Origin of the sequence: Streptomyces sp. NPDC093225, from assembly GCF_044753805.1 — a bacterium.
Taxonomy (GTDB): Bacteria; Actinomycetota; Actinomycetes; order Streptomycetales; family Streptomycetaceae; genus Streptomyces.
Map to the genome: position 1 here is coordinate 342,417 of NZ_JBIVNX010000003.1, position 18,807 is coordinate 361,223.

At 73.6% G+C, this 18,807-nt stretch carries 17 protein-coding genes; 8 read left to right on the forward strand and 9 right to left on the reverse strand.

The window, feature by feature from the left end:
* Positions 1–11: 11 nt before the first annotated feature.
* Entirely contained in the window at positions 12–419 is a 408-nt protein-coding gene (locus ACIQCH_RS05625; protein ID WP_402578218.1) for an ATP-binding protein, read from the reverse strand.
* A gap of 233 nt (positions 420–652) precedes the next feature.
* Here ACIQCH_RS05625 and ACIQCH_RS05630 point away from each other — a divergent pair, with 233 nt between their 5' ends.
* Both ACIQCH_RS05630 and ACIQCH_RS05635 read left to right on the forward strand, forming a co-directional pair.
* A complete protein-coding gene (locus ACIQCH_RS05630) occupies positions 653–1,537 on the forward strand; it encodes a helix-turn-helix domain-containing protein (RefSeq protein WP_402578220.1) in 885 nt (294 codons plus the stop codon).
* A 2-nt stretch (positions 1,538–1,539) separates the two neighbouring features.
* Positions 1,540–1,746 carry a DUF397 domain-containing protein gene (locus tag ACIQCH_RS05635; RefSeq protein WP_402578221.1) on the forward strand — a complete coding sequence of 69 codons (207 nt, stop codon included), beginning with the start codon at positions 1,540–1,542 and terminating at the stop codon, positions 1,744–1,746.
* Here ACIQCH_RS05635 and ACIQCH_RS05640 read toward each other — a convergent pair.
* The 3 genes from ACIQCH_RS05640 to ACIQCH_RS05650 all read right to left on the reverse strand — a co-directional run bounded on the left by ACIQCH_RS05640 (position 1,712) and on the right by ACIQCH_RS05650 (position 4,636).
* Positions 1,712–2,143: a GNAT family N-acetyltransferase gene (locus ACIQCH_RS05640; protein ID WP_402578223.1), complete on the reverse strand. Its 432-nt coding sequence runs from the start codon at positions 2,141–2,143 to the stop codon at positions 1,712–1,714. The genes ACIQCH_RS05635 and ACIQCH_RS05640 overlap by 35 nt on opposite strands.
* A 126-nt stretch (positions 2,144–2,269) precedes the next feature.
* Complete coding sequence (locus ACIQCH_RS05645) at positions 2,270–3,238, reverse strand: D-alanyl-D-alanine carboxypeptidase family protein (protein ID WP_402578225.1); 969 nt, start codon at positions 3,236–3,238, stop codon at positions 2,270–2,272.
* Positions 3,239–3,412: 174 nt separating this feature from the next.
* Entirely contained in the window at positions 3,413–4,636 is a 1,224-nt protein-coding gene (locus ACIQCH_RS05650; protein WP_402578227.1) for a DUF418 domain-containing protein, read from the reverse strand.
* Positions 4,637–4,780: 144 nt separating this feature from the next.
* On the opposite strand from ACIQCH_RS05650, the gene ACIQCH_RS05655 reads away from it, so the two are divergent.
* Positions 4,781–5,449 (forward strand): GntR family transcriptional regulator, encoded by a 669-nt coding sequence (locus ACIQCH_RS05655; RefSeq protein ID WP_402578229.1) that lies wholly within the window; start codon positions 4,781–4,783, stop codon positions 5,447–5,449.
* Positions 5,446–6,819: a nitrate/nitrite transporter gene (locus ACIQCH_RS05660; protein ID WP_402578231.1), complete on the forward strand. Its 1,374-nt coding sequence runs from the start codon at positions 5,446–5,448 to the stop codon at positions 6,817–6,819. The genes ACIQCH_RS05655 and ACIQCH_RS05660 overlap by 4 nt, the downstream gene beginning before the upstream one ends.
* 48 nt (positions 6,820–6,867) lie before the next feature.
* On the opposite strand, the gene ACIQCH_RS05665 is transcribed toward ACIQCH_RS05660, so the two are convergent.
* A complete protein-coding gene (locus ACIQCH_RS05665) occupies positions 6,868–7,692 on the reverse strand; it encodes a maleylpyruvate isomerase family mycothiol-dependent enzyme (RefSeq protein ID WP_402578233.1) in 825 nt (274 codons plus the stop codon).
* A gap of 173 nt (positions 7,693–7,865) precedes the next feature.
* Here ACIQCH_RS05665 and ACIQCH_RS05670 point away from each other — a divergent pair, with 173 nt between their 5' ends.
* From ACIQCH_RS05670 to ACIQCH_RS05680, 3 genes are all read left to right on the forward strand, one after another.
* Entirely contained in the window at positions 7,866–8,669 is an 804-nt protein-coding gene (locus tag ACIQCH_RS05670; RefSeq protein WP_402578235.1) for a carbon-nitrogen family hydrolase, read from the forward strand.
* Positions 8,670–8,713: 44 nt separating this feature from the next.
* Positions 8,714–9,973, forward strand: a complete 1,260-nt coding sequence (locus tag ACIQCH_RS05675; protein ID WP_402578237.1) for a low temperature requirement protein A — start codon at positions 8,714–8,716, stop codon at positions 9,971–9,973.
* A 131-nt stretch (positions 9,974–10,104) separates the two neighbouring features.
* A complete protein-coding gene (locus ACIQCH_RS05680) occupies positions 10,105–11,556 on the forward strand; it encodes a cytochrome P450 (protein WP_402578239.1) in 1,452 nt (483 codons plus the stop codon).
* Positions 11,557–11,572: 16 nt separating this feature from the next.
* Here ACIQCH_RS05680 and ACIQCH_RS05685 read toward each other — a convergent pair whose 3' ends face one another.
* The gene (locus ACIQCH_RS05685; RefSeq protein WP_402578241.1) at positions 11,573–12,073 is read right to left on the reverse strand and encodes an LURP-one-related/scramblase family protein; all 501 of its coding nucleotides are present in this window, start codon (positions 12,071–12,073) and stop codon (positions 11,573–11,575) included.
* A gap of 3 nt (positions 12,074–12,076) precedes the next feature.
* A complete protein-coding gene (locus ACIQCH_RS05690) occupies positions 12,077–12,631 on the reverse strand; it encodes a Uma2 family endonuclease (protein WP_402578243.1) in 555 nt (184 codons plus the stop codon).
* A 119-nt stretch (positions 12,632–12,750) separates the two neighbouring features.
* Here ACIQCH_RS05690 and ACIQCH_RS05695 point away from each other — a divergent pair, with 119 nt between their 5' ends.
* Positions 12,751–14,649, forward strand: coding sequence for an NHL domain-containing thioredoxin family protein (locus ACIQCH_RS05695; RefSeq protein WP_402578245.1), 1,899 nt, complete (start codon positions 12,751–12,753; stop codon positions 14,647–14,649).
* A gap of 86 nt (positions 14,650–14,735) precedes the next feature.
* Here the strand turns inward: ACIQCH_RS05695 and ACIQCH_RS05700 are convergent, their stop codons facing one another.
* Positions 14,736–17,267 (reverse strand): FG-GAP repeat domain-containing protein, encoded by a 2,532-nt coding sequence (locus tag ACIQCH_RS05700; protein ID WP_402578247.1) that lies wholly within the window; start codon positions 17,265–17,267, stop codon positions 14,736–14,738.
* 181 nt (positions 17,268–17,448) lie between these two features.
* Positions 17,449–18,741: a M18 family aminopeptidase gene (locus ACIQCH_RS05705; RefSeq protein WP_030193159.1), complete on the reverse strand. Its 1,293-nt coding sequence runs from the start codon at positions 18,739–18,741 to the stop codon at positions 17,449–17,451.
* Positions 18,742–18,807: the final 66 nt, after the last annotated feature.

Genomic DNA, 18,807 nt, shown 5'->3' on the forward strand with positions numbered 1-18,807 from the left:
CCATTTTGCGGCTACGGGCCGGACTGCCGCTCGCTGAGGGGTAGTTCGGCCCACGTCGTCTTGCCGACCGAGCGCGGGGTGACCGCCCAGCGGCTGCTGAGCGCCTCCACGATGTGCAGTCCGCGCCCGAACTGGTCGTCGGGTCCGGCGTGGCGCGGGATCGGGTGCCGTTCGCCCCGGGGGTCCGACACCGCGATCCGCAGCGCGCTCTGGCTGAGGCTGACCTCCACCCGGACGAGCCGGTCCGCCACGCTCCCGTGCAGGATCGCGTTCGTGGCGAGCTCGCTGGTCACGAGCGCCGCGTCCGCCGCGACCTCGGGGTATCCCCACGCCACCGCCAACCACGCCGTCCGCCGTCTGGCCGCGGTCACGGAGTCCTGCCGCGGGGCGTAGTTCCTCACGTCATGCCGGTTCGTCATCTTCCGACCTCCTCAGGGGAGTCCTGCCCGCCGAGTGCGGTGGCTTGCCCTGGCGTTTTCGCGCACACGGGTGCACTTCCGTCCCGATGGCCTGCTGTGAGCGGCTGTGCACCGACGGTAGCGAGAGAGTGATGCGGCCAGCAATCGAACGAGCCAGAAATTTCTACTGAGGCGAGTTGTCCGCCCCGAGGGCTGGGAGGAGACTGTCCGGATGCCGAGGGAGGGAGCGTGCAATGCCTGGCAGGAGTCCGGACCGGGGCATGACGGTGTCGACGGTGCTCGGCCGCAGGCTGGGCGGTGAACTGCTGAGGATGCGCGAGGCGTTGGGGCTCAGGCAGGTCCACGCGGCGGAGGCGCTGACGGCCTCGGTGGCGAAAGTGGCCAAGATGGAGCGCGGCCTCGTCCCCATGCGGGACCCCGACGTGCGCGCCCTGTGCCACCTGTACGGCGAGACCGACGCGGCGCTGATCGACGGGCTCCTCGGTCTCGCGCGCCTGGACCGTGAGCGCCGTCGGGCCAAGGGCTGGTGGCAACAGGCCTACGGCAAGGACGCGTTCGCCGAGTACGTGTCCATGGAGGACGTGGCCACCCGCATCCGGACGTGGCAGCTGTCGCTGGTCCCCGGCCTGCTCCAGACCCCCGAGTACATCCGTGCCCTCGCGGTCACGGGCGACTGGTGGATGGACCGTCCGGACGAGATCGAGGTCATGGTCGAGGCGCGCCTCAAGAGGCAGGCCCGGTTGTGGGGCGACGAACCGCTCCAGTTGCACGCCGTCATCTGGGAGGCCGCGCTGCGGCAGGAGGTCGGCGGCCCGGAGGTGCTGCGGGCCCAGCTCGCCCACCTCGTGGACATGGCCAGGCGTCCGAACGTCTGCGTCCAGGTGCTGCCGTTCCGGATTGGTGCACACTCGGGGATGGGCGGTGTGTTCAACGTACTGTCGTTCGCCGAACCCGATGCCCTCGACGTGGCGTACGCGGAAGGGCCGGCCGGTGCCGTCTGGACGGAGAGCCAGGAGAGCACGAGGCCGCACCTCAAGGCGTTCGACGAGTTGAGCCGGCGCAGCCTTCCGCCGCACAACTCCCGAGTCCTGATCGAGAACCTCAGTAAAGGTATCTAGCGATGGCCGAGTTCGAGTTCGAGTTCGTCAAGTCGAGCTACAGCAACGGGGGCAACCTCAACAACGACTGCGTCGAGGTCGCCCGCAACATACCCGGCGTCGTCGCGCTCCGGGACAGCAAGGCGACGGGCGGACCCGTGGTGCGGGTCGGCCCGTCGGCCTGGACGGCGTTCGTCAGTTCAGTTCCTTGCCGAAGTGGAACGCGTTGACCACCAGGCGCTCGCGGAAGTAGAAGCGGTGCGCGTCGGTGCGCTGGGTGCCGGAGTCGAGGTCCAGCAGCGTGCAGCCGGCGTCCCGGGCCTTCGCCTCCAGGTGGTCCAGCACCGCGTGGCCGACGCCGCCGGAGCGGGCCGTCGACGCCGTGACGAGGTCGTCGACGTACAGGCGGCGGACGTCGCAGGTGTTGGCGACGATCCGCCAGCCGGCCGCGCCCACGCACCGGCCGTCGGCGTCGTACGCGGCGGTGAAGCGCAGGCCTTGCGGGTGGCCCTCGGCGTAGATGTCGCGGAAGAGCTGCTCGGTGAGGTGCGGGCGGAGCTCGACCAGCACGGGCAGCAGGTCGTCGATGAGGCGGGGGTCGCCCGGCTCCAGGTCGATGATCTTCATGGCATCACCGTACGACGGCGGCGTCCCGTCCCGCTCCCGTGAAAACGCCGGTGCCGGCGCCCCGAGGGGAGCCGGCACCGGTCGGGCGACGTCCGGGGGCGTCGGTGACGCCCCCGGACGTCGGGGTCAGTCGAGGACGTCCGGGATCGGGTCCGTGTTGGCCCGCTGCGAGGCAGCGGCGGCGCCGGAGCCGTACGTCCAGTTGAGGAGGTTGATCGCGTCCGGGTAGCGGGACGTGTTCGTGTCGCCCAGCAGGACGCCGATCACGGTCTTGCCGTTGCGCGTGACCTCGAAGACCAGGCAGTGGCCGGCCGGCGTGTTCGTGCCGGTCTTGATGCCGATGGCGCCCGGGTAGCCGTAGCCGCCGTCGCTCGTGGCGCGCACGAGGAGGTTGGAGTTCTTCCAGCTGTAGTAGCGGTAGCGGCCGTTGGGGGCGATGGCGGTGGCCGTGCCCGCGCCGTCCACGATGCCGCGGAAGGTCGCGCTCTTGATGCCGTACTGGGCGAGCTTGGCCATCTCGCGGGGCGTGGAGTACGTGCCCGTCGTGCCCGTCTTGATCGGCGAGTTGCCGTCGAACGAGTCGAAGTGGGTGTTCTTCAGACCGTACGTGGCCGCCTTGGCGTTCATCTGCTTGATGAAGTCGGCGAAGCGGGCCGCCTGGGTCGAGCCCTTGCCGAAGTTGTCGGCGAGGGCGGCCGCGGCGTCGCAGCCGGACGGCGTGAGCAGGGCGTTCAGGAGGCCGCGGACGGTGAAGCGGTCGCCGGGGATCAGGTAGGCCTGGCTGCCGCCGACGTTGTTCGCGTAGTCCGTGTACGCCTGCTTGTACGTGATGCGCTTGTCCAGGTCCAGGCCCGGAGTCGTCAGGACGACGCGCGCCGTCATGATCTTGGCGGTGCTGGCGAGGGGCCGGCGGGTGTCGGCGTACTTGCCGTACAGCGTCGCGCCCGTGGTGCTGTTCATCATGAACGCGCCCTTGGCCGACGTCGCCGGCGCGGAGGCGGCCTGGGCGGACGTGGCGAGCGGAGCCGCGAGCAGCGCGCCGGCGGCGGCCGTGACGGCGGCGAGGCGGCGCACGCGGGAGATGCTGGATATCAAGTGTGTGTCCCCGAGTTCGCGAATGTTCAGGAATGTGCGGTTCGTGCACGTGCTTGGTGCTGTCGAGGGCCCGGCACGCGGTGCGGGCCCTACGAGGCCAAGACATGCAAGACGATCATATGGATGCGGGGGTTCCCGCTTTCTTGACCAACCTGCAACCTGACTCCGGTAAACCTAGGCCGATTTGGGGCGGATGAGCCTCTTCTGTACTGATTCCAGCGGACCGTGCGGGAAACGCCGCAGCCACAGCGTCGCGCCGCCGACGAGCACCGCGCAGACCGCGGCCCACAACCCCATCACCCACCACGGCCCGTGGCCCGCGAACCGCTCGGCCAGGCCCAGCCCGATCCCGTAGCAGGCCAGCACGCACAGCAGGTTCTGCAGGACGTACGCCGACAGCGCCGTCCGCCCCACCGCGGCGAGCCCGGACCGCAGCGGACGCGGCAGCCACCGGCGGTCGAGGGCGACGCCGACCAGGCCGAGGTACCCGAGGGCGACGAGCGGGGCCGTGACGTACCGGCCGAGGAAGTAGAAGTCGGAGCCGCCGAGGGTGCACAGGGCGTTCAGCGGCAGGCCGAGGCCCAGGCCCCAGGCGAGCAGTCGGGTGCGCAGGCGGCGGCCGCGGGCGTCGGCGGCGAAGGCGCCGGCGCGGTGGAGGCGGACGCCGAGCAGGAAGAGCAGGACCAGCAGGCCGAAGGAGAAGACCGGCTCCATGCGCAGGGCGAGGGCGTTGTGGAGGCGGAAGGAGACCTGCTCGAGGAAGCCGCCGTGGGCGTACAGGTCCACGGCCCGGGCGCTGACCGCGTCCCCGTCCCCGTCTCCCGGCGCGCTCGCCATGGCGGCCGTGATCAGTGCCATCAGGGCCAGGTGCAGGCCGCCCGCGAGCCACATGATCCGGGTCCGGGCGCGCGCGGAGCGGGTCAGCAGCCGGGCGACCAGCAGCGCGGTGACGGCGTACCCCATGAGCACGTCCCACGCGAAGACGAGGACGAAGTGCAGGGTGCCCTCGGCCAGCAGGAACAGGGCGCGCGGGCGGTAGCCGGCGGGCCAGCGCAGGCCGCGGCGGGCGGCGGAGTCGTACTGGATGGCCAGGCCGACGCCGAAGAGGACGGTGAGGAGGGACAGGAACTTGCCGTCCGCCAGGAACCGGAACACGGTCTCGGCGATCGTGGCGGGGGACGGGTCGGCGAGCGGGTCGGGCGTCTGCACGCCCTGCAGCACGGACCACTCCGAGCCGGGGGCGGTGAAGATCCAGACGTTGGTCATCAGGGTGCCGAGGACGGCGGCGCCGCGCAGGACGTCGAGGAGCGGGATGCGGTCGCCGCCGGACGTGGTCGGGGCGGCGGGGCCGGCCTGGGCGGGGGTCTCGGACCGGCCGGACGTCTGGGATGTGGACATGCCTCCAGCGTCCCGGCGGGCGAAGGGCCTTTCCTCGTACGGGCGGAGGAGAAACGGGCTACATCCTTCGATGCAGCGGGCGGCTCCCGTCCGGATCGTGGAACGGGGATCCCGACGTATCTCTGTTGTATCTATGCTGTGTGCATGCCAGCGCCGACGAACGCCCCGACCAAGCAGCCGCCCGCCGCCGACCGCGTGTACCAGCACGTCAAGCAGGGGGTCCTGGACCGCCGCTACGAGGGCGGGACGCTCCTCACCGAGGGCGAGCTGGCCGAGGCCGTGGGCGTGTCCCGGACCCCCGTGCGCGAGGCGCTGCTCCGCCTGGAGACGGAGGGCCTGCTCCGGCTCTACCCGAAGAAGGGCGCGCTGGTCCTCCCCGTCTCCGCGCAGGAGATCGCGGACGTCGTGGAGACCCGGCTGCTGGTCGAGGAGTTCACCGTGCGGCGGGCGGTGCCGGCCCCGCCCGCGCTGCTCGACCGGCTGGAGGAGCTGCTCGAGGCCCAGCGGCGGCACGCCGGGGCCGGGGACCTGGCGGCCTTCGCCGTCGCGGACCGCTGCTTCCACGCCGAGATCGTGCGCAGCGCCGGCAACCAGATCCTCAGCCGCCTGTACGACCAGCTGCGCGACCGCCAGCTGCGCATGGGCGTCGCCTTCATGCACGGCCACCCGGACCGGCTCGCGCAGAGCCTGGCCGAGCACGCCGGGATCCTGGCGGCCCTGCGGGCCGGGGACGCGCCCGCGGCCGCCGCGGCGGTACGCGCCCACATCGGGCGCGTGGAGCTGCTGGTCCGCGGCGCGAGCGAGGTCCGATGAGCGCCGAACCGGTCCGGGCCCCTGCCGGGGCCCGGCAGGCGCCCGTCCAGGGCGGGCCGGCCCGTCCCGCGCCCGCGCACCTCGACCCCCCCGGCGGGGCCGGCGCCGTGGCCGTCTGGTCGATCGGCGTCGCCGTCTACTTCGTCGCCGTCATCTTCCGCACCAGCCTCGGGGTGGCCGGCCTCGACGCCGCCGACCGGTTCCACGTCAGCGCCTCCGCCCTGTCGACGTTCTCGCTCCTCCAGCTGATGGTCTACGCGGGCATGCAGATACCCGTCGGCCTGATGGTGGACCGGCTCGGCACGAAGCGGGTGCTCACGATCGGCGCCACCCTCTTCACCGCGGGGCAGCTCTGCTTCGCGCTGGCGCCCTCGTACGGCATGGCGCTGGCCGCCCGCGCCCTGCTCGGCTGCGGCGACGCGATGACGTTCATCAGCGTGCTGCGCCTGGGCACCCGGTGGTTCCCGGCCCGGCGCGCCCCGCTCATGGCCCAGCTGGCCGGCCTCGTCGGCATGGCCGGCAACCTCGTCTCCACCCTCGTCCTCGCGCCCGTCCTGCACGGGGTCGGCTGGGTGCCGGCCTTCGCGGGCAGCGCCGCGGCCGGGCTGCTGGTGCTGGTGCCGCTGGTGCTGTTCCTGCGGGACCAGCCCGAGGGGCACGGGCCGACCGGGGCGCGGGAGCGGCCGGGCGGCCCGGGCTTCGTGCGGAACCAGATCGCCGCCTCGTGGCGGGAGCCGGGCACCCGGCTGGGGCTGTGGGTGCACTTCACCACGCAGTTCCCGGCCATGGTCTTCCTGCTCCTGTGGGGCATGCCGTTCCTGGTCGAGGCACAGGGCCTCGACCGGACCACGGCCGGCGGCCTGCTGACCCTGGTCGTGGCCTCCAACATGGCGCTGGGCCTGGTGTACGGGCAGCTCGTCGGGCGCCGCCAGAGCGCCCGCGTGCCGCTGGCGCTCGGCACGGTCGCGGCCACCGCACTGCTGTGGGGCGCCACGATCGCGTACCCGGGCGACCGGGCGCCGATGTGGCTGCTGGTGACGCTGTGCACGGTGCTGGGCGCGTGCGGACCCGCCTCGATGATCGGCTTCGACTTCGCGCGGCCCGCGAACCCGCCGGAGCGTCAGGGCACCGCTTCCGGGATCACCAACATGGGCGGTTTCATCGCGTCGATGACCACGCTGCTGACGGTGGGCGTGCTGCTGGACGCGACCGGGGACGACTACCGGATCGCGTTCTGCTCGGTGTTCGTGCTGGAGGCCCTGGGCGTGGTGCAGATCCTCCGGCTGCGCGGCCGGGCCCTGCGGCGCGAGCGGGAGCGGGAGAGCGGGCGCGAGCTCGCGCACGGCCCCGCGGCGACGGTCGGGGGGTGACCGCCGGGTCAGGGGACGACCGCCGGGGTCAGGGGACGACCGCCGTGGTCAGGGCGTGACCGCGAACTCCCGCAGGATCGCGTCGGCCAGCTCCTGGTCCCCGTCGATCTTGACGCGGTCGGCCACCGCGTGCGGCCGGACCCGCCCGGCGGCCAGCCGCACGTACGTCTCCCAGTCCATGGCCAGCGTCACGGCGGGGCCCAGCGACACCGAACCGTCGATCGTGCCCCGGCCCTCGGCGTCGACCCGTACCGTCCGCAGGAACTCCAGCGGGCCGTGCACGTCGAGGACGACGGCCGTGTGCGCCGGCGCGCCCGCCTTGTTCGCGACCACCTTCGGCAGCCCGTGCAGCAGGAGGTCGCGCGCGATGTGGGCGCCGGGGGCGTCGAGGTTCCCCGGCACGCCCAGCGCGGTGCGCAGGTCCTGCTCGTGCACCCACACGTCGAAGGCGCGCAGCCGCATGGCCAGCTCCAGGGTCACCTGCTCGCCGAACGGGCCGCGCACGAGCGTGGCCGGATCCCGCTTCTCGTTGCGCAGCTGCCGCTGCCGGCGGATGACCGTGTACTCCAGCTCGGCGAGCATCTCGGGCGAGGTGTGGTGGCGGCGCACGTCCACCTGCACCTCCATGTACCGGCTCGGTTCGTCCACGACGTGGCGCAGGTCGCGCGGCAGCGTGTGGATCGGGCGCGGATCACCGAGCGCCTCGCACTCCAGGCCTATGACGTGCGAGACCACGTCCCGGACCGACCAGCCCGGGCAGGGGGTCGCCCGGTTCCACTCGCTCTCCGCCAGCGGCTGCACGAGCTCGGATATCGCCTCGATGGTGTGGGTCCACGCGTCGATGGAGGGCTGCAGGCTGGGATGGACGGTCACGGGACCCCTCGTGCTGTTCAGTGGCGCGGTCTGGACGGAACGGAGTGGGAGGCAGTGGGAGGCTTTCTGCCAAAGTTACGCTGCCGGGGAGCGCCCCGGCAGTGCTTTCGTGTGACGATCGTAGGCCCGAGTTGACGACATGTGAGCCAGGCCCCTGGCGGAACGGTGGTAGTGTGCGCGCCTCACTGATCCAAATGGCCGTGAACGAGGGCGAGTCGGCGGATTCCCGGCGTTCGCGCGCGGGTGCCCTCGTACGCGAGCAGAGCGGGTCCGACCTGGTCGTGCTGCCCGAGCTGTGGCCGGTCGGCGCCTTCGACTACCAGCGCTTCGAGGCCGAGGCGGAGCCGGTCGACGGCCCCACGTGCGCGGAGCTGTCCAAGGCCGCCCGGGACGCCGGGGTCTGGCTGCACGGCGGCTCGATCGTCGAGCGGGCCCCGGACGGCCGGATGTACAACACCACCCTCGTCCTGGACCCCGCGGGCGAGCTCGTCGCGACCTACCGGAAGATCCACCGCTTCGGCTTCGACGAGGGCGAGGCCGTGATGATGGGCGCCGGCACCGACCTGGTGACCGTCCCCGTACCGGACCTCACCCTCGGCCTCACCACCTGCTACGACCTGCGCTTCCCGGAGCTGTACCGCGGACTCGTCGACGCGGGGGCGACCGCCCTGGTCGTCTCGGCCGGCTGGCCCGCGCGGCGCCGGGCGCACTGGCGGCTGCTCGCGCAGGCCCGGGCCGTCGAGAACCAGGCCTACGTCCTCGCGCTCGCCTGCGCGGGCGAGCACGCCGGCGTCGAACTCGCCGGGCACAGCATGGTCGTGGACCCGTGGGGCGAGGTCCTCGCCGAGGCCGGCCCGGACGAGGAGGTCCTCGTGGTCGACCTCGACCCGGCGAAGGTCGCCGACACCCGCGAGCAGTTCCCGGCCCTGAAGGACCGAGTGCTGGGACTGGGGGTGCCGGGACGGCCCCGGGCGTGATTCCCTGGCGCTCGACTTTCGGCCACCGCTCAGGGGGAGAGCACGTGTTGGGCAGTTCGGGCACCGACAGAACCACCGCCGAGGAGGAGCGCCGGGTCACCACCCTGGAGCTCTTCTTCGACCTCGTCTTCGTCTTCACCGTCACCCAGCTGACGGTCCTCTTCGCCCACGACTTCGCGCTCCCGAGCCTGGCGCGCGTGGTCCTGGTCTTCACCGTCCTGTTCTGGATGTACGGCGGCTACGCCCACCTGACCAACCAGGTGCCGCCCGACCGCACCCGCCGCCGGCTCCTGCTCATGCTCGCCATGTGCGGATTCCTGATGTGCGCCCTGTCCGTGCCGACCGCCTTCGGCGCCGGCGGCGTGCCCTTCGGGATCGGCTACCTGCTCGTCACGGCCGTCCACGGCCTCATGTACGCCGAGGTCCACGGACGCAGCGTGATCTGGTTCGCGACCCCGAACCTGCTGTGCGCCCTGAGCGTGCTGGCCGCCGGCTTCTTCGACGGGGCCCCGGCGTGGGGGCTGTGGGTGCTGGCGCTGGCCTTCCAGTTCAGCACCCAGCTGATCGTACGGTTCGCCACCACGCCCCCCGAGGTCGCGGAGGACACCGTCAGCGGGCAGCTGGGCGGGATGAGCGCCGCGCACCTGGTGGAGCGCCACGGGCTGCTGCTGCTCATCGTGTTCGGCGAGTCGGTCATCGCGATCGGCATCGGGGTGGAGGGCCAGCCGCTGACCGCGGGCCTGTTCGGGGGCGCGTTCCTGGCCCTCGCGATCGGCTCCGCGCTGTGGTGGACGTACTTCGTGCGGGACGAGGGACGGGCCGAGGAGTACCTGGCGTCGGTCGACGGCCCCACCCGCTTCAAGCTGTCGATGCTGGCCTACTACTACTTCTTCCTGCCGGTGCTGATCGGTGTCGCGATCTTCGCGGCCGGCGTGAAGAAGGCCATCGGGCACCTGGGCGAGCCGCTGGCCACCGGCCCGGCGCTGGCCCTGGCCGGCGGGGTGGGGCTGTACCTCGCCGGCGACCTGGCCTTCCGCCGGGTGCTCCGGATCGGGCCGCTGCGGTTCCGGGCGGCGGCGCTGGCCGGGGTACTGGCGACGGCCGCGGCCGGGCCGCGGGTGAACGGGGCCGTGGAACTGGGCGCGCTGCTCGCGGTGCTGGTGACCGCGCTGGCGGCGGAGTCGCGGTGGGGCACGGCGGCTGCGACCGTGCCGGGGCCGGCCGCCGCGTCGGACCCGTCTGCGACTCCTCCTGCCGCGCCGGCCGAGCCGGACCCCGCTCCCGCCGTCGAAAGTGGCCGGTAACCGCCCCTCCTGCGGCGCGATCGCCGGAAACCGGCTGGTTGGCACGCACCGACCGGGGAGAGGATCGCCCTGGGCGGCCGGCGTCCGCGCACGGGGCTGCGGACGGGCCGCGAGGCGCGGAGGGCGGCGACATGGCGACGCGGACGGTGGGCACGGGCGGCCGGGAGGTCCCCGGCCCGGCGGGACTCCCCCTGCTGGGCTCGATGTTCGACCTCAGGAACGACTCGCTCGGCACCTTCCTGGCCGCCCGGCGCGCCCACGGGGACGTGGTCCGCGTCTGGGGCGGCCCGCCCGGGATGCGGGTCGAGGTCTACGGCGTCTTCTCGGCGGCGGGCGCCCAGCAGGTGCTGGCGACCGGGTCGGCCAACTTCCGCAAGGACAACGTCTTCTACGAGGAGGTGCGGGAGTCCTTCGGCAACGGCCTGCTGACCGCGCAGGACGACGACTACCTGCGCCAGCGGCGGCTGGTGCAGCCGCTGTTCACCCGCCGCCGCGTCGACGGCTACGCGGCGGCGGTGGCGGCGGAGACCGAGCGGATGCTGGCGGGGTGGGGGGAGTCACCCGACGGCACCGGCCGGGTCGACCTCGTCGCCGAGATGACCCGCTTCACCCTGCGCACGGTCGCGCGGATCCTCTTCGGCACGGACGTGGAGGCGGCCATCGCGGTCGTGGAGCGGTGCTTCCCCGTGATCGGCGACTACGTCCTGCGGCGCGGCTACTCGCCCGCCAGCCTCCCGCGGCACTGGCCGACCCCGGACAACCGGCGCGCGGCGGCCGCGACGGCCGAGCTGTACGCGGTCTGCGACCGCATCATCGCCGCCCGCCGGGCGGCCGGTGGGGCGGCACCGGAGGGCGGGAGCGCCTTCGGGGACGGGACCGCCCCGGGGGCCGGGACCGCCCTCGAGACCGGGGGCGACGACCTGCTCACCCTCCTCGCGGCGGCCGGGAACGCCGAGGACGGCAGCTTCGACGCCGCCGAACTCCGCGACCAGGTGCTGATCTTCCTCCTGGCCGGCCACGAGACCACCGCCACCTCGCTCGCCTTCGCCCTGCACCTGCTGGCCAAGCACCCCGAGCAGCAGGCCCGGGCCCGCGAGGAGGTGCGGCGCGTGCTGGGCGACCGTACGCCCGGGGCGGCCGACGCCGACGCCCTCCCGTACCTGACGCAGGTGCTCAAGGAGGCCATGCGGCTCTACCCGGCCGCGCCCGTGATCGGGCGCCGGGCCGTGGCGGCCACGGAGATCGACGGGCAGCTCGTCCCGGCCGGCGCGGACGTCATCGTCGCCCCCTGGGTCACCCACCGGCACCCCCGCTACTGGCCCGACCCCGAGCGCTTCGACCCCGACCGCTTCACGCCCGAGGCGGAGAAGGCCCGGGAGCGGTACGCCTGGTTCCCGTTCGGCGGCGGTCCGCGGGCGTGCATCGGGCAGCACTTCTCGATGCTGGAGTCCGTGGTGGCCCTGGCGATGGTGCTGCGCGCCTACGAGCTGGAAGCCGTCACCCAGGAGGTCCCGGTCGGCGCCGGGATCACCCTCCGCCCCCTGGGCCCGGCCCACTGCCGGCTGCGCCCCGCCACGCCGTAGGGGCGGCCCCCGGGCCTCAGTCGTCGCCGCCCTCGCGCTCCTTCTCCGCCATCCGGATCACGCACACCGCGACCGCGATGAGGAGCGCGGGGTCGGCGTCCTCGCGGATCACGTCCACGGCGTACGTCTCCCGGATCCGGAACCACTGCCGGGAGACCAGCGCCAGCAGCTCGCCGTCGTAGTCGATCCGGAACTCGCGGTCGAGCACCCGCCCGTGCACGTCGAGCTCCGTGCCCTCCACCAGCGCCACGCGGTAGTGGTTGCGGACGAGCGAGAGCCGCTTCCTGCGGATGGTCGCGAGCGGGGCCAGGTCCCGCTCCAGCGTCATGGTGTCGCGCAGGCTCAGGAGCTTCTGCCGCAGCGTGATGAGCACCCGCCCCTGCGGGTCCTGGAGCTCCAGCGTGTCCCGCAGCCGCAGCGCCTTCCCGTCCACGAGGAACGCGTGCCGCCCGTGCTCGTCCTCGATCCAGTAGTCGTCCCCGACCGCGAACGCCTTGTCCCGCACGAGGTACTTCACGGGCTACAGCCCGCTCGTGTCGAGGTCGATCCCGAACGGCGCGGGCAGGTGCACGGACGTCCCGAACGGATGCGGCCCGTCGGCCTTCGTGTACCCGAGGTGCCCCGGCTCGGAGAACAGCGTGACGCTCCCCTCCTGCCGGTCGACGAGCAGGTAGAGCGGCGCGCCGTACTCGGCGTACCGCTTGCGCTTCACGACGCGGTCCGTCTCGGCGTTGGACTTCGAGGTCACCTCGACGACGAGCAGGGTCTGGTCGGGCAGCAAGGGCTCGTCGTCCTTGGCCAGCTCTTCCGGCACCACCGCAATGTCCGGGATGTACCAGTTCGGCGAGTCCGGCAGGTCGATGTTCCCCGATCCCTCGATGCACCCCAGCTGGTCCACGCGGTCTGCGATCTGGCGGCGCACCACCTTCGCGGCGCGTTCGTGTCCCCAGGTCGGAACCGCTGGCCGGATCACTCCCTCGATGATCTCCGTGCGATCGCCCTCGATGTGCTGGATGGCGTACTTCAGCGCGCGCTCGGGGTCGATCCCCTTGCCGTAGTCGGGCGCTGTGGACATGCCGGGTACTCCCTCCGTAGGTGCCTGCCGCCACCGTCCCACACAGGCGTTCGTGTCGGTCGGATGTCGGGAGCCGGTCACCCGTAGGGGTGGCCGTCGCGGGATGGCAAGCTTGAAACATGAACGATGCTGCCGCCCCGGTGCCCACCCCCGCGCCCGCGCCGCCCGCGACGACCCGCCGCGCCCGTGTCCGTGCCCCCGAGCTGATCGGCAAGGGCGGCTGGCTCAACACCGGCGGGAAGGACCTCGACCTCGCCGGGCTGCGGGGCCGGATCGTGATCCTCGATTTTTGGACGTTTTGTTGTATTAACTGCCTGCACGTTCTCGACGAGCTGCGCGAGCTCGAGGAGAAGCACCGCGACACCGTGGTGATCATCGGGGTGCACTCGCCGAAGTTCGTGCACGAGGCCGAGCACGCGGCCGTGGTCGACGCCGTCGAGCGGTACGGGGTCGAGCACCCGGTGCTCGACGACCCCGAGCTCGCGACCTGGAAGCAGTACGCCGTGCGCGCCTGGCCGACGCTGGTGGTGATCGACCCCGAGGGGTACGTCGTCGCCCAGCACGCCGGCGAGGGCCACGCGCACGCCATCGAGCGGCTGGTCGCGGAGCTGGAGGCGGAGCACGAGGCCAAGGGCACGCTGCGGCGCGGCGACGGCCCGTACGTGGCCCCGGAGCCGGTGGCGACCCACCTGCGCTTCCCCGGCAAGGCGATCGTGCTGCCGAACGGGAACTTCCTGGTGTCCGACTCCACGCGCCACCAGCTCGTGGAGATCGAGCCGGACGGCGAGACCGTCGTGCGCCGGATCGGCTCCGGGGAGCGCGGCTTCGGCCCGGACGCGTTCAGCGAGCCGCAGGGGCTGTGCCTGCTGCCCGGGGGTACCTCCCAGGCCGAAGGCTCTGGGGGAGGGCGCGTCGTGGTGGCCGACACGGTGAACCACGCGCTGCGCGTCCTCGACCTCGACACCGGCGCGGTCGAGACCGTCGCGGGCACCGGCCGCCAGTGGTGGCAGGGCTCGGCCACCTCGGGCCCCGCCCTGGAGGTGGACCTGTCCTCGCCGTGGGACGTGGCCTGGTGGCAGGACCGGGTCTGGATCGCCATGGCCGGCGTGCACCAGCTGTGGTCGTGGGACCCGGCCACCGGCACCGTGCGCGTCGAGGCCGGCACCACCAACGAGGGCCTGGTCGACGGGCCCGCCGCCGAGGCCTGGTTCGCGCAGCCCTCGGGCCTGGCCGCGGCCGGCGACCGGCTGTGGATCGCCGACTCCGAGACCAGCGCCCTGCGGTACGTGGAGCGGGACGGTGAGGGCTTCCGGATCGTGTCGGCCGTCGGCACCGGCCTCTTCGACTTCGGCCACCGCGACGGCGACGCCGCCCAGGCGCTGCTCCAGCACCCGCTCGGCGTGACGGCCCTGCCGGACGGCTCGGTCGCGGTGAGCGACACGTACAACCACGCCCTGCGCCGCTACGACCCGGCCTCCGGCCAGGTCACCACCCTCGCCACCGACCTGCGCGAGCCCAGTGCCGCGGTGCTGGCCGGGGACGACATCGTCGTCGTCGAGTCCGCCCGGCACCGGCTGACCCGGCTCCGGCTGCCCGAGGAGGCGGTACGGGTGGACGCCGTGGCGCACCGTACGCAGCGGGCCGCGACCGAGGTGGCCCCGGGCACGCTCCGGCTCGACGTGGTCTTCCAGGCGCCCCAGGGGCAGAAGCTCGACACCCGGTACGGGCCCTCCACCCGCCTGCTGGTCAGCTCGACCCCGCCGGAGCTGCTCGCCGCCGGCGAGGGCGCGGGGACGGACCTGTTCCGCGAGCTGGTGCTGGCCGAGGGCGTCGCGGAGGGCGTGCTGCACGTGTCGGCGATGGCCGCCTCGTGCGACGACGACCCGGACAACGAGTACCCGGCCTGCCACGTCCACCAGCAGGACTGGGGCGTGCCGGTCCGGATCGTGGCGGGCGGTGCGGCCCGGCTGCCGCTGGTCCTCGCCGGCATGGACGACGGGGACCGGCGGCAGGGCTGAGTCCACGGAGCCGAGGGCCGCGGGCCTCGGGCGCGCGGCCTCGGGCGCGCGCCCGGGTCCCGCGGGCCCGGGCCCCGCGGTGCCCTCTAGTACAGGCCCTTGTAGACCTGCCAGCCGGTGGCGATCTTCACGCGGCCGCCGAAGGTGCCCTTGCCGGTGCCGGCGTAGCGCCAGACGGTCCCGGAGGTGTCCCGGGCCAGCAGGTCCGCCCGGCCGTCGCCGGTGAGGTCGCCGGCGGCCACCACGGCGTCGTACGACGCCCCCCAGCCGTCGGCGAGCTTCACCGGCGCGGCGAACGTGCCGCGGCCGGTGCCGTTCATCCGGTACAGCTGGGCGGTCCTGCTCTGGAGCAGCAGGTCGCCGTGGCCGTCGCCGTTGAGGTCGCCGGCCCCGGTGATCCTCTTGTAGCCCTTGTAGGAGCCGGTCAGCTTCACGCGGGAGGCGAGGAGGCCCGCCTCGGTGCCGGAGTACCGGTACAGCGCGCCGGTGGCGGCGCTGCGGGCGATCAGGTCGGCCCGGCCGTCGCCGGTGACGTCGCCGGGCGAGGTCAGCACGTCGTACTGGTTCCAGCCCGGGCCGAGCAGCTTGTTCGCGGTCTTCGGGGTGACGGTCGTGCCGCAGGCCGGGGTGTAACGGCGTAGCTCGCCCTTGGAGTTGCGGACCAGGAGGTCGTTGCAGCGGTCGCCGTCCAGGTCCCCGACCGGTACCGGCAGGCTGCCGGCCGCCCAGCCCTCGCCGGTGGCCGTGCCCTTGAACGCGCCGGTGGCGCGGTCGCCGTAGACGGAGCGGAGGCCGCCGCCGGAGGTGAGGACCAGTGCGTCGCCGGTGCCGTCGGGCAGGCCGGTGGCGCTGCCCTGGTCGCGGAAGACCCCGCCGCCGTTCACGACGGTGACCGTGCCGGTGGCGAGGGTGCGTTCGGTCTCCTCGCCGACGGGGGTGCCCTTGAGGGCCCACTTCAGGGGGCCGTTGGGGGCGAGGGTCCCGACGGAGCCGTCCGCGCGGCCGTTCCAGTCCGTCGAGGGGGTCAGCGCCTCGCCGCCCGTGACGGTGCTGCGGAACCGGCCCGAGGTGTCCGTGAGGGTCAGGGTCCAGGACGAGACGGGCCGGCTGAGCTGCCACCGGGCGGGCCAGTCCGCCCGCTGCCGTACGTCGAAGCGGGCCGGGACGCCGGTGGAGTCCACGGTCAGCGGCGCGGTCGTGGTGCGTGCGCTCATCAGGCCGGTGCCCCCCTTGCCGCGCATGCCCCAGACGGCGGTGGCGGTGCCGTCCGGGCCGGCGACGACCAGGCCCCGGACGTGGTCGGCGCGCGAGCCCCACAGCAGGCTGCCGCCGGTCCACACGCCGTCCTTCAGGCGTGCCTGGCGCATCTCGCGGCCGTCCTGCGCCCACACGACCCGGACGGTGCCGTCCGCGCCCAGGGAGGCGTCGTGGTCCGTGGCGATGACGAAGTGGTCCTTGGTGGAGACGGCGGTGACGGCGGACCAGCGGCGGTCGGCGTGGCCGAGGGTGGCGGAGCGGATGCGGCCCCGGAACTCGTCCGTACCGCCGTTCCAGACCAGGGTCACGTCGCCGGCGGGCCCGATCAGCGGCTCGGGGGTCTTCCCCAGGTGCGGCCCGACGGCCAGCGGCGCGGCCTCGCTCCAGGCCGCGTCGGCGGTGGCGGCCGTGGCGGTGCGCAGGATCCGGTCGCCCTCGGCGCGGCGCCACTGGGACCAGGTCAGGCCCACGGTGCCGGTGCCCGAGCCGGCCAGGGCGGGCTCGCCCAGGGCCGGGGCGGAGGCCACGACCGCGGGCCGGGTCCAGGCGGAGGCGCCGGCCGGCAGCGTGGAGGTGCGGATGCTGGCGCCCTGGTCGTCGCTCAGCTGGCGGAAGGCGACCACCGGCCTGCCCCCGGCGGCCACGGCCGCCTCGGGGTGGGCGGCCTCGTGGGCGCCGTCCTCGGTCGCCCGGCTGACCTGGGCGGGGGCGGACCAGGTGCCGGCGGGGGAGCGGGTGGCCGCCCAGACCGACCAGTCCACGCCGTCGGCCTGGCGCTGCTGCCAGGTGAGGGCGAGCGTGCCGTCGGTGCCCGCGGCCAGGTCGGGCTCGTCCGGGAAGCCGTTCCGGTCCACGTCGAGCAGGGTGGTCGGCGCCGACCAGGTGCCGCCGTCCAGGGTCGCGGTGACGATCCGGCCCGGGGTCCTGTCCCAGGCGGAGCCCCTGCTGTGCGGGTAGTCGGCCCAGACCGCGACCACCCGGTCGCCGACGACGGCGAGCCGGCCCGCGCCCGGGTGCCGGGCGGCGACGGACAGCTGCTTCGGCGTTCCCCAGGTCTCGCTGCCGGCCGGGCGGACCGCCGCGTACAGGGCGGTGTTGTTCTCCGCGTCGTACAGGTGCCGGCCGTAGAGCACGACGGTGGTGCCGTCGCCGGTCCGGACCAGGGCCTGGGTGTCGGCGTCGCGCAGCTGCTCGGCGGTGACGCTGGTCCCCGGCGTCCACGGCGGCAGGTCCACCGCGTGGGCGGTCGCGGTCAGCGCCGGAGCGGTGCCGGCCACGACGGCGGCGACCACCAGGGCGGCCAGGGCGCGGCGGCGCGCTCGTGGGTCGCGGGCGGACGGGACGGGAGCGGACGGGCGCACAGTTCCCCCTGTGGCGAAAGAGTGGTCGTTTTCGCAGGGGAGACGTGCCGGGGCCCCGCCGGGTTGTACCGACGGGGCCATTCCGCTTGTGTGCGTGCGGAGTTCGGTCCCGCACGCGTGCGGAAGCCGGTCCTGCACGCGTGCGCGCGGGATGCCGGTCCGGCACGCGCGCGGGCCGGGATCAGTCCTCCAGGAAGGCGACCAGGGCGTTCGCGAGGTGGTACGGGTCCTCGGCGCCGCACAGTTCGCGGGCGCTGTGCATCGAGAGGATGGCCACGCCGATGTCGACGGTCTGGATGCCGTGGCGGGCCGCGGTGATGGGGCCGATGGTGGTGCCGCAGGGCATCGAGTTGTTCGACACGAAGGACTGCCACGGCACGCCGGCGCGCTCGCAGGCGGCGGCGAAGACCGCGCGGCCGCTGCCGTCGGTGGCGTAGCGCTGGTTGACGTTGACCTTGAGGATCGGACCGCCGTTGGCGCGCGGGTGGTGCGAAGGGTCGTGCCGCTCACCGTAGTTGGGGTGCACGGCGTGGCCGGTGTCGGAGGACAGGCAGACGGTGCCGGCGAAGGCGCGGGCGCGGTCCTCGTACGAGCCGCCGCGGGCGAAGACTGAACGTTCCAGCACGTTGCCGAGGAGCGGGCCGTCCGCGCCGGTGTCGGACTGCGAGCCGTTCTCCTCGTGGTCGAAGGCGGCCAGCACCGGGATGTGGTCCAGCTTGCCGGCGGTGGCCACCGCGGCCAGCGCGGCCGTACCGGCGTGCACGGAGAGGAGGTTGTCCATCCGGGGGCCGGCCAGGAGCTCGCGGTCGCGGCCGAGGTAGGCCGGGGGCTCGATCGAGTGGACCATCAGGTCCCAGCCCGCCACCGAGCCGGCCGGCAGGCCCTCTTCCTCCTCCAGGAAGGCGATCAGGTCGCCCTCCTGGACGTCGCCCAGGCCCCAGATCGGCTGCATGTGGCGCTGCTTGTCGAGCTTGAGCCCGTCGGTGTTGACCGAGCGGTCCAGGTGCACGGCCAGCTGCGGCACCCGCAGCAGGGCGCGGTCGACGTTGACCAGCCGGTGGCTGCCGTCGCGCAGGGTCAGCCGGCCGGCCAGGCCCAGGTCGCGGTCGAGCCAGGTGTTCAGGAGCGTGCCGCCGTAGATCTCGACGGCGATCTGCCGCCAGCCCTGTGACCCGGTGTCAGGAAGCGGCTTGACCCGGAGGTTGGGGGAGTCCGTGTGCGCCCCGATGATGCGGAAGGGGGTGTGCGCGGGCATGCCTTCCGGGACGTACCAGGCGATGATCGCGCCGCCGCGGAGCACGAACTTGCCCCCTGCGCTCGCGTCCCATGCGTCCGTCTCCGCCAGCTGCCGGAAGCCTGCCTTCTCCAGCCGCTCGGCCGCGTTGGCCACGGCGTGGTACGGGGACGGGCTCGCCGCCAGATAGGTCATCAGGTCGTCGGTGTGGCCGCGGTCGAAGCGGGCGGGAGAGCTCATGTGGTTCACCTTAACGACGGTCGTGTTCGCCATGTCCGGACTGCGGCGGGTAGCCGGCGAGGTGGG

Coding starts and splice junctions, on each gene's coding strand:
- ACIQCH_RS05705 (WP_030193159.1), bottom strand. CDS start 18,741: ATGAGCTCTCCCGCCCGCTTCGACCGCGGCCACACCGACGACCTGATG.
- ACIQCH_RS05640 (WP_402578223.1), bottom strand. CDS start 2,143: ATGAAGATCATCGACCTGGAGCCGGGCGACCCCCGCCTCATCGACGAC.
- ACIQCH_RS05650 (WP_402578227.1), bottom strand. CDS start 4,636: ATGTCCACATCCCAGACGTCCGGCCGGTCCGAGACCCCCGCCCAGGCC.
- ACIQCH_RS05655 (WP_402578229.1), top strand. CDS start 4,781: ATGCCAGCGCCGACGAACGCCCCGACCAAGCAGCCGCCCGCCGCCGAC.
- ACIQCH_RS05635 (WP_402578221.1), top strand. CDS start 1,540: ATGGCCGAGTTCGAGTTCGAGTTCGTCAAGTCGAGCTACAGCAACGGG.
- ACIQCH_RS05660 (WP_402578231.1), top strand. CDS start 5,446: ATGAGCGCCGAACCGGTCCGGGCCCCTGCCGGGGCCCGGCAGGCGCCC.
- ACIQCH_RS05680 (WP_402578239.1), top strand. CDS start 10,105: ATGGCGACGCGGACGGTGGGCACGGGCGGCCGGGAGGTCCCCGGCCCG.
- ACIQCH_RS05630 (WP_402578220.1), top strand. CDS start 653: ATGCCTGGCAGGAGTCCGGACCGGGGCATGACGGTGTCGACGGTGCTC.
- ACIQCH_RS05690 (WP_402578243.1), bottom strand. CDS start 12,631: ATGTCCACAGCGCCCGACTACGGCAAGGGGATCGACCCCGAGCGCGCG.
- ACIQCH_RS05625 (WP_402578218.1), bottom strand. CDS start 419: ATGACGAACCGGCATGACGTGAGGAACTACGCCCCGCGGCAGGACTCC.
- ACIQCH_RS05695 (WP_402578245.1), top strand. CDS start 12,751: ATGAACGATGCTGCCGCCCCGGTGCCCACCCCCGCGCCCGCGCCGCCC.